This is a genomic window from Tenacibaculum sp. L6, assembly GCF_028823685.1.
Taxonomy (GTDB): Bacteria; Bacteroidota; Bacteroidia; order Flavobacteriales; family Flavobacteriaceae; genus Polaribacter.
Window position 1 is genome coordinate 1 of the sequence record NZ_JAPEHZ010000085.1, and the last position, 8,433, is coordinate 8,433.

An 8,433-nucleotide genomic window follows, 5' to 3' on the forward strand; every position below is an offset into this window, starting at 1 on the left:
TACTTCTTTATAAACTTGCTCTGATGCTTTAAGTGCAGTATTTGCTAAGTCGTTTAACCCTTCATTATTAGCTTTTAAGTCACCTTCAAAAAACTGATCATTTAACGAATCGTAACTATAAGTCGCTAAAGTAGGATTATACGTTTTGGTTTTTATTTGTAGCTCTTTTAAATCTTTACTGTATTCTAACTCTATTGGTTTTTGACCTTCAGATTCAGGCTTTCCAAAAATAACGTCTACCCCATCAAAGTAAAACCATTCATTATATTGATATGCTAATCGTTGAAGGTATTTATAGTCGCTCTCTGCGTATTGACATTGGTAAGGGATTACTGCAGTGTATGATGGACTAATCTTATTTTTGATAGCAGTAGCATCTACTATTTCTGTGACGATACTTCCTAAGTCTTTTTCTAACCAAGACTTTTGTTGTTTTCCATTTTCTAACAAAACTGTTTGAGATAACCCTTTAAGTATTAATTCGCCGTGTAATCCTATCTCATTATGACGCATTGATACATCTAACACAACTCCTACAAAAGCTTTTCCAGAAACATTGGTGGTAAGTTGTTTACCTAACCATTCTTTTGATTTATCTAGTGTGTAGCTTCCTGCTTCTTCTACCGTTTCTATATCTACTACAACTTCAAAAGTATGATGCTTGTATAAAAATTGGTTAATTGTAATTGTTTTATAGCTCTTCACAAAATTGCCGTCGATGGTAATTTGCTTATCTAAAGCTTCTTCTTTTATCTTATGCATGGGGGTATTTTTTCTTTTAATGATAGTTACATATAAAAATAACTATCAACACTTTTTTTTGAACAAAAAAAGACCTTCTTTCTTTAAAAAGAGAAGGTCTTTAATAAATAAATTATATAAAACTAAAAGTTATTTAGTCCTTCTCATTAAGCTACTGGCCAACGGTTATCTAAGTTAGCATTACCAATAAGTAATTCTTCAGCAGAGAAAGTAACTGTTAATTTCATTGGAATTTCGTTGTTTACATCTAAATCTTCTTTAAAATAAACGATGTAAGCGTTTTTGAATTCCACTTCTTTCATTTTTGAATCTTCATCAGTTTTCTTGAAAACAATTTTTCCATCTACAGACTTAAATTGGCTATTTACCATTGCCTCAATTACTGATGTATCTGATGTAGACTCGATAGTTAAAGTAACTCTTCCTCCATTTACACTTGAAGATGGTTTACCTTTTGTATCTGTGTTTCTGTTTAAGCTGTACTCAGCTTGTAATACGTCGAATTCTTTTCCTGCGAATTCGAAACTTGCTCTAAATGATCCCATAGTTTCTTTTTTTTGGGTTAAATAATTAAATTAAAATACTTTTTAGAGCTTTCTCCATAAAAAAAAGAGAAAGCTTTAAACAATATAAAACCTTCTCTTTTTTTATTTTTTGGCGCCATTCTATAAGAAGAAAGAAGATAACAAATATTGCCTTATGTGGTGTAAAAGTAAATTATAGTTTTCTCACATCCTAATTTTAATGTAAAAAAATTGTTACTTTTTTAAAATTATTTTTTTTGAGAAGACTTAACAATCTTAGCTAAACAAAGACTACTACTGATTAAATTGATTTTACGTTCTTTAAAATTATTGGGCTTTTGAAAAGTGTTTTATTTTAAACCCCATATTTTCATACAAAGTAATGAGTTCGTCTTTATCATTATAATCTTTAATATCTTTTACTTTCCAACTAACTTTTTCTTTTGTAGTTTCATCAACAAGGTTAAATAAATGCATCATTGCAACTTCTTCAAGTCCTTTTTCTTTTCCATTTCTATCTTGTAAAAAAACCTCTTTACTTCTCATTTTATCCCACATCTTCACCCATAATCCAGATTCTTTAACTGAGGGCGTGTTCATTGTGTCAATATCAAAAACTTCTATTTCATTTTCTTTAGAATTTATTGCTACTAATACTGCCACCCCTTTATTAGTTGTTTCTATTACACATTTTGCTCCCTCACCAACTCGTTCATCTAATAAATACTTAACTTTTTTTAAACGGTTTCTTTCTAGCTCTATTCCTTGTTCTTTCTTTTTTAATTCTTTTAATTTTTTTCTAAATATCAGTTTAAAAATCATACATATAAATTTAATTGAAAAACTGCTACTAACACGTTTATAATTATAATGAAGAAAGAGTTGTATTAAATTTTAATTTGGTTACTACCATATTGTAATTTTGTAGTAGCTCTTTTTTCTTCTTCAAAATATAAGAATGTTAGATTTATCCTTTCTTTTTTAGCAGTTAAGCAAAAGTAGTAAGTTTTTTATATTGACTGACAGTAATTACTAATAATATACTTATGTAAGAAGTAAAGAGATTAAAGTTTAGCAACTAATTACAATGGTTCACCTCAGCAAAAACTAATCTTGCAGTATTGTTACCTCAGTTTTTTTTAATATCCAGAGGTAATTTTTGTTCCATCATAATACACTTTTACAGAGTTATCATTACTTTCTTCTAAGTATGCCTTATCATTTTTACAAAAGCTATTAGAAAATAGTTTTATTTACCCTTCAAAACCTCACAGTCACGAGTTTCTAGTTTACTCAATTCTTTTTTAGTTATAAAAAATGTATTGATTTGAAAATCTTCTATTTCTTGAAAATTTATATTTAACACATAATTATAAATCGGAACTTCTTATGTTTTAGCTATAAATAATCTTATTTTTTTATTTTATTAAAATAACCTTGGGTATCTATTTTATACTTATTTATATATGTTACTTTTTCAATTTCTTTTTCTTCTTCTATATCGTAACAAGATTGTTCATCAATGGTTGTAATTGTATAATCTTTATCAATTTCAAAGCTTCTATCCCATCCACATTCATAATTCCTTCCTCCCACAACTATAAGTTTATCAACAGTTTTGTTATTATTATCTATAGTCTGTAACTCAAAATATGGTAAATAATAATCTTGTTCTTTATTTGAATAAATAAAGAAAAGTACTTTATACTTATTTTTATCTGGAAACCTCTTATAAAAATATCCTTTTCCTTTATAAGGATAACTATCTTCCTCTTTAGCGTATAAATCCTCTTTTAATTTAAACTCAGTTTTATCCGAGAATAAAAAATTCAACTCCGATTTCTCACTTATTTCATTTTTCTGCTTTAAGCTATCAGTAAGAGCAAATAAAAAATCATTATTATAGTCATACGAATACGTATAAGGTAACTTTTTAATAGAAACAGTATCCCAGTTAAATACTTGTATACTTTCTGCTGAAGAAGCTTGAACAAGCTTTTTTTCGTTATCCTTAGACATTTTACAACTTATTAAAAACAAAGTAGATGTAAAAAATATTATTAAATTGTAGGCTTCGTTTTTTATCATTTTTTTAGTCTCTATTACCATATATCATCATCTCAATTAGCACCATTAAACCTAATAAATCTTATAATCAAAATTTCCACTGCCCAAATAATAACATTAATAGATATATTTCAATTAATTTGAAAGCCTTAAACTTAGCTAAGAGAATTTAACTTTTATATATTCTGAAAAGATATAACTAACTTATTCTTTCTAAGACTTGACTTGGTATTTTACTTTCTTTATTTTTAGCTTTCATTTGTTCGATATAAATTTTATATGCTTGTTTAGCTTCCTCTTTTTTGCCTAAGCTCCAATATGCATCTCCTAAATTGATATATGCAACTGTCCTATTTGGAAACTCTTTTATAATTACTTCAAGAATATAAACGGCTTCTTCATATAGGCCAGATTGCTCAAGAAAATAACCTATATCATTATATTTAGATAAATTCCCCTCAGACACATCAATATTGTTTATAATAAAGGCTAAAACTATTTCATTTGATATACTACTCAGAGTGCTTTTTTCATTTCTAGCTTTTTTTATTTTTTCATAGTACTCTTCTATATTTGGAATCTTATACTCTTGAAAACCTGAAAACTTATAAATTTCGTTATATTCATCTTTTTGTGGTAAAATTCCATTATAATTTGACAAATTTAGGTGTGGAAATGAATAATAAAAAAGCCCTAGCTCATTCCTTGAAGAAGTTTGAATATATACTTTATCTATACTAAATTTTGAAAGTGAATCTTTTTCAAAAAGATGAATTATTTTTTGATAACTATTTCCTATCTCTTCTATAAAAATTACCTTAAAACTTTCTTTACCACACTCTACATCTATAGTGTTTAATTCTCCATATTCATCTAAGTCTATTTTTTTTTTCTAAACTAGAATTATCTGTTTTAACACTCAAATATATTTTATCATTATCATCTTCTAATAATGATATTTCAACATTACTCCCACTAACATTACAAATTTTCTTTATTGTTTTTTTTTCTTGTTTTTTACAACTAACTATAAAAACTAATAGAATTAGAGTAAGTATTTTATTTCTCATTTTCTTTTTTTCAAAACTCATACATTTCTGTTTTATTATACACAGATACATACTATTAATTAACCAGCTGCCCCCATACCTTCCAATAAAATCTCTCCCGCTTTTGTTTTAATAAAATAAAAAATCAATGTGCTTTCACTAGAGTATTCTTCTCCATCATCTATAATCTTAACCATATAATTATAATAAACGGGTAATAGGTTACAGTCAACATCATCTTCTTTTATTTCAAAGGTTGGCTTAACATCATTTTTTAAAGCCTGTTCAAAAAGTTCATTGGGAAACTTTTCAAATGTTTCTATGTAATTTTCAGATAAGTATTCAGACATATCCTTTTTTAAATATTCTTTACTAAATTTTAGCAAAAGAGAAGATATTTTTACACTATCCTTACTTTGAAAACAACCTGAATTATTCTTATTTGTTTTTCTTTCGATAGAACTTTCTATTTCAACTTGTTTTGAAGTTTTAACTTCTATAGTCTCTTTTCCTTTCTTTCCACAAGAAAAAAATGTAAAAATCAAAATTAACAATAGGTGTTTCATAATGAATTTAACTTTTCTAAATCAATGGACATTCTAAACTATTAACATCTACCTGTCCTTTAAAAGCAAACTTAAAGTCTCAATAAAATATCTTTCTTTTGTAGCTTCTTTTACTTCACTATTTAGTATATCATTTATTAGTTCTTCTTTCTCTGCATCATTTTCAAAAAATTTAGGTATGCTAATTTGAGTATCCTCACTTTTTAAACTCTTCCAAAAAAATATTTTTAGGTCATCAGGTTCTTCTCCATCACAACTATCCAGAATACTAAATATTAAACTATTATTAATTATTTTTGGATTTATCAGTTCTATATCACATAAAATACTTTGGTTTGAAAACTCTATTTTGTCAATTACTTTTTCCTTTTTTAAAATTAAAACATCTATATATTTCTCAAAATTTCCATCTCCTAATTCTCCTTCTTTATCTATAGTAAAAACAACTGACTGTTCTTGATCAATTATTAGTTTTTTAACCACATTATTTTCATCATATACTACCTCCTGTTCTTTCACTTCCTGAGAATTATATTGTGAATCTATTACATTTAATTCTTTGTTTTTTTTATTCTCCTTACTTACATTGCATGAAAGCAGAAACACAAAAACATTAACGAGTAGAAGAAAGTGACTCAAAGCCTTCATTTGTCGATTTAATTTCATCATATTTATAATCTTTTTCAGTTGGTTTATAATTATTTGGTATTCTAACATAGTCAATATGTGATTTCTTATATTTTCCTATACATACTTTTCCATTTGTTGTTTTATCTCCCCCTGTTTGATTCCCTCCTAAAAGATAAAAATTTTTGTCATCTACTTTGACTATAAAACCAACATGTCCTGCTTTATTATCATTTTTACCCCAATCAATAACAGCTAACGCCCCATACATAGGTTTATCTTTTGAGTCAGCATTTCCCCAATTTTTCCAATTAGTAGCTTTTGCTGTAATTTTACCTGAGTATTCAGGTGTTTGAGTAAATACCCAACAAGCAAAAGAAGAGCACCATGGCCAATTCTTATCGTCTGTAATTTTTACTGTTTGACCTTTTTTGTTTTTATAATCTTTAACTCCAGCAGATTTATGATACTCCAAAATTCTTGAATTATGTTTTTCTCCTGCTATCTCTTCTACTCCTAATTCCTTGTACGCTATCTCCATCCATGGAGCTCTTTCATCTTTCTCCAACTCAAACCACTTATCATCCATATCTAGCCAATAGTTAGGTGTATTTCGCTTGTCTGGTTCTCCTTCTTTATCTGGATTTTTGCCATTGTATACTACTTTTACATTGTTAGGACTGTGAGCATCTATCAATAAATACATAAATGCCTTTTTCCCTTTCAGTTTATCCAATGCTTCTCTTTCCTTCTTCGTATCTTTTCCGCCTAACGTAATTTTAAAAATTGCCCAATCTTTAAAATCAGTTTTGTTGGTAATTTTATCATCTTTTGCATAGGCTCCTACAATTGCTTCGGGTCTTGTCAATTCTTTACCTTCATGCTGTAACATTAAACCTTTTTCTTCAGTTTCTAACTTCATTTCCTCAGCCTTTCCTTGTTTAACATTCAACCATATTTTTTTATTTGACAAGTTAGATGTTTTTACAACTACATAAACTTCATCGCCTAAATTTGCTGACTTTAACTTTTTAAAAGTCACTTTATTTCCTATTTTTTCTTTTTTAGGTTGTGAGCCAATATTTAGAGTTTTTCCTACATAAATTGTATCGCTGGTTAAGTCATTGTCTGCTTTTATTTTTGCTATTTTACTTAATGAATCCTGAACTACTAATTTTATAAGTTTCTTTTTTTACTTTTGGAGTATCTCTTTCTCCTATTATTTCTCCTTCTTCATCTAATAACAGCCAATTTTCTTTTATTTTATCTATTATTATCTCAGATAATTTATCATTAAATATAAAATCGTACTTTAAAACCAATTCAAAACTAAAACGATTATAAACAATTAAATTTCTATTTTTTTTCTATTACTCCTTTTTTATTTATTTTGTAAGAAGTCTTTATAGTATCTTTTTTCAAAACTTGCTGAGTTTCTAAATTTTCTACTACTGAAACTTTAAATACATCTAAATCCAGAGATTTTTTAAACAAATAATAATCAGAATACTCATACTTCTCTACATTACCATCAGGAGCAGTATTGTAATACACTAATAACTTAGAAAGTTGCTTACCTTGATTATCTAACGTTACTATATATTCATCATAATTTCCAAAATCATAATATGAAAATAAAACAAGTACAGAAAATTCATTGCTTTTAACAATGATCTTAAAATCATTATCAGAATGGTAATCCTCCAATTCTATTTTTATTTTATCCTCATCTAATGGAATTGCATCATCATTGTTAATTTGAAAATATGGCAATTGTTCTGACGTACCTTCTTGTTGAATAGACGTATCTTCTACTTTTACATCACTTTGTTTATTTAACTCAACATCTTCTTTGTCAATACTTCCTTCCTTTGTTTCTGAATTCCTACAATTTAACAGTACAACAGACAGTAAACTAATAATTAAAACCTTAAATAATTTCATTCGTTATATCTTTTTTTGATTTTATAAAAAACTTATCCTTCAGATATTTTAACTCAAAATTACGAACATCAAAATGCACCCATGTAGTTGCAATAAATTCTCTACCTATTCTATCTTTAGTACTAGGCTCTAGTGAAAATTTATTTTTTCCACTCCAACGTAATTGAGCTCCTGACTTATCTTTCATTATTTTTCTTACTTTATCACAATTAGCCTCTGTAGATATGGTATTATCCGATTTATAAAAGTGTATATCTAACGCCTTACCCATATGATTTGTTGATCTTCTCTTGTGATTTTTGTTATCTTGATGACATCTATATCCTGAAGATACTTTTCCAAACTTTAAATTATAATTAGAATAATCATCGTGTTTTAAGTAAAAAAGAGTCGCCTTTAATGTCCAAAATAAAGTCCTATGAATTCCTGGATACTCATATTTTCTTTTTTTCTCAAGTATACTAGACGACTGCTTCTGTTCAGGGTAAAGCCCCTTACCATAACCATCACACGTACCACATGGACATTTAGTTTTATTAAATGGTATATCAAACTCTTTTCCGATTTTTTTTTATAGCTTCTAATGTTTTAGATTCAACTATACCTGTTGGTTCAATTTCCATATAGTCCTTTTGAAACTGTTTAACCATTCTCACTGTCCTATCTGTAAATTTTTCATCAGGAACACCCCCCAAAACCAGCTAAACGAATATTTATTTCTTGGACCTCTTTACCTTTATCTCCCTTTTTGTAAACTTTTGTTCCAGAAAATTCAAACCAATTACCATCACCATGATACCAAAGATTCGGCCTATTATCAACCACTTCTTCGTATTGTACTTCAAACCAATTTTGATTTTCAGGCTCTGCACCTACAACCATAAACAGCTTCGT

The 8,433-nt window shown here is 27.6% G+C and carries 14 protein-coding genes; all 14 read right to left on the minus strand.

The features are described from left to right. A partial coding sequence (locus tag OU788_RS11295) for a contractile injection system protein, VgrG/Pvc8 family (RefSeq protein WP_274635264.1) occupies positions 1-762 on the minus strand: 762 nt, incomplete at its 3' end. Positions 763-908: 146 nt separating this feature from the next. Beyond that, on the minus strand, positions 909-1,307 hold the full coding sequence (tssD, locus tag OU788_RS11300) for a type VI secretion system tube protein TssD (protein ID WP_099215485.1): 399 nt from the start codon (positions 1,305-1,307) through the stop codon (positions 909-911). Between the two features lie 306 nt (positions 1,308-1,613). Further along, on the minus strand, positions 1,614-2,108 hold the full coding sequence (locus OU788_RS11305) for a hypothetical protein (protein ID WP_274635265.1): 495 nt from the start codon (positions 2,106-2,108) through the stop codon (positions 1,614-1,616). Positions 2,109-2,696: 588 nt separating this feature from the next. Continuing rightward, on the minus strand, positions 2,697-3,305 hold the full coding sequence (locus OU788_RS11310) for a hypothetical protein (RefSeq protein WP_274635266.1): 609 nt from the start codon (positions 3,303-3,305) through the stop codon (positions 2,697-2,699). Between the two features lie 247 nt (positions 3,306-3,552). Continuing rightward, positions 3,553-4,014, minus strand: coding sequence for a tetratricopeptide repeat protein (locus tag OU788_RS11315; RefSeq protein ID WP_274635267.1), 462 nt, complete (start codon positions 4,012-4,014; stop codon positions 3,553-3,555). A gap of 208 nt (positions 4,015-4,222) precedes the next feature. After that, on the minus strand, positions 4,223-4,444 hold the full coding sequence (locus OU788_RS11320) for a hypothetical protein (protein WP_274635268.1): 222 nt from the start codon (positions 4,442-4,444) through the stop codon (positions 4,223-4,225). 38 nt (positions 4,445-4,482) lie between these two features. Then, the gene (locus OU788_RS11325; RefSeq protein ID WP_274635269.1) at positions 4,483-4,968 is read right to left on the minus strand and encodes a hypothetical protein; all 486 of its coding nucleotides are present in this window, start codon (positions 4,966-4,968) and stop codon (positions 4,483-4,485) included. 48 nt (positions 4,969-5,016) lie between these two features. Next, positions 5,017-5,637 carry a hypothetical protein gene (locus OU788_RS11330; RefSeq protein ID WP_274635270.1) on the minus strand — a complete coding sequence of 207 codons (621 nt, stop codon included), beginning with the start codon at positions 5,635-5,637 and terminating at the stop codon, positions 5,017-5,019. Beyond that, positions 5,582-6,637 carry a TIGR02594 family protein gene (locus OU788_RS11335; RefSeq protein WP_274635271.1) on the minus strand — a complete coding sequence of 352 codons (1,056 nt, stop codon included), beginning with the start codon at positions 6,635-6,637 and terminating at the stop codon, positions 5,582-5,584. Before OU788_RS11335 ends, OU788_RS11330 begins: the two co-directional genes overlap by 56 nt. 106 nt (positions 6,638-6,743) lie before the next feature. Continuing rightward, on the minus strand, positions 6,744-6,917 hold the full coding sequence (locus OU788_RS11340; protein ID WP_274635272.1) for a hypothetical protein: 174 nt from the start codon (positions 6,915-6,917) through the stop codon (positions 6,744-6,746). A 34-nt stretch (positions 6,918-6,951) separates the two neighbouring features. Beyond that, the gene (locus OU788_RS11345; RefSeq protein WP_274635273.1) at positions 6,952-7,539 is read right to left on the minus strand and encodes a hypothetical protein; all 588 of its coding nucleotides are present in this window, start codon (positions 7,537-7,539) and stop codon (positions 6,952-6,954) included. Continuing rightward, positions 7,526-7,810, minus strand: coding sequence for a hypothetical protein (locus OU788_RS11350; RefSeq protein WP_274635274.1), 285 nt, complete (start codon positions 7,808-7,810; stop codon positions 7,526-7,528). Before OU788_RS11350 ends, OU788_RS11345 begins: the two co-directional genes overlap by 14 nt. Positions 7,811-8,087: 277 nt before the next feature. Then, positions 8,088-8,189 carry a peptidoglycan-binding domain-containing protein gene (locus OU788_RS12995; protein WP_435255645.1) on the minus strand — a complete coding sequence of 34 codons (102 nt, stop codon included), beginning with the start codon at positions 8,187-8,189 and terminating at the stop codon, positions 8,088-8,090. 28 nt (positions 8,190-8,217) lie between these two features. Then, positions 8,218-8,433: hypothetical protein (locus OU788_RS11355; RefSeq protein WP_274635275.1), on the minus strand; the 216-nt coding region annotated here is incomplete at its 5' end.

What these genes read in the sequence shown, in the direction of transcription:
- tssD (WP_099215485.1), bottom strand. Translation starts at nt 1,307, where the DNA reads ATGGGATCATTTAGAGCAAGTTTCGAATTCGCAGGAAAAGAATTCGAC.
- OU788_RS11305 (WP_274635265.1), bottom strand. Translation starts at nt 2,108, where the DNA reads ATGATTTTTAAACTGATATTTAGAAAAAAATTAAAAGAATTAAAAAAG.
- OU788_RS11310 (WP_274635266.1), bottom strand. Translation starts at nt 3,305, where the DNA reads ATGTCTAAGGATAACGAAAAAAAGCTTGTTCAAGCTTCTTCAGCAGAA.
- OU788_RS11320 (WP_274635268.1), bottom strand. Translation starts at nt 4,444, where the DNA reads ATGAGTTTTGAAAAAAAGAAAATGAGAAATAAAATACTTACTCTAATT.
- OU788_RS11325 (WP_274635269.1), bottom strand. Translation starts at nt 4,968, where the DNA reads ATGAAACACCTATTGTTAATTTTGATTTTTACATTTTTTTCTTGTGGA.
- OU788_RS11330 (WP_274635270.1), bottom strand. Translation starts at nt 5,637, where the DNA reads ATGATGAAATTAAATCGACAAATGAAGGCTTTGAGTCACTTTCTTCTA.
- OU788_RS11345 (WP_274635273.1), bottom strand. Translation starts at nt 7,539, where the DNA reads ATGAAATTATTTAAGGTTTTAATTATTAGTTTACTGTCTGTTGTACTG.
- OU788_RS11350 (WP_274635274.1), bottom strand. Translation starts at nt 7,810, where the DNA reads ATGGGTAAGGCGTTAGATATACACTTTTATAAATCGGATAATACCATA.
- OU788_RS12995 (WP_435255645.1), bottom strand. Translation starts at nt 8,189, where the DNA reads ATGGTTAAACAGTTTCAAAAGGACTATATGGAAATTGAACCAACAGGT.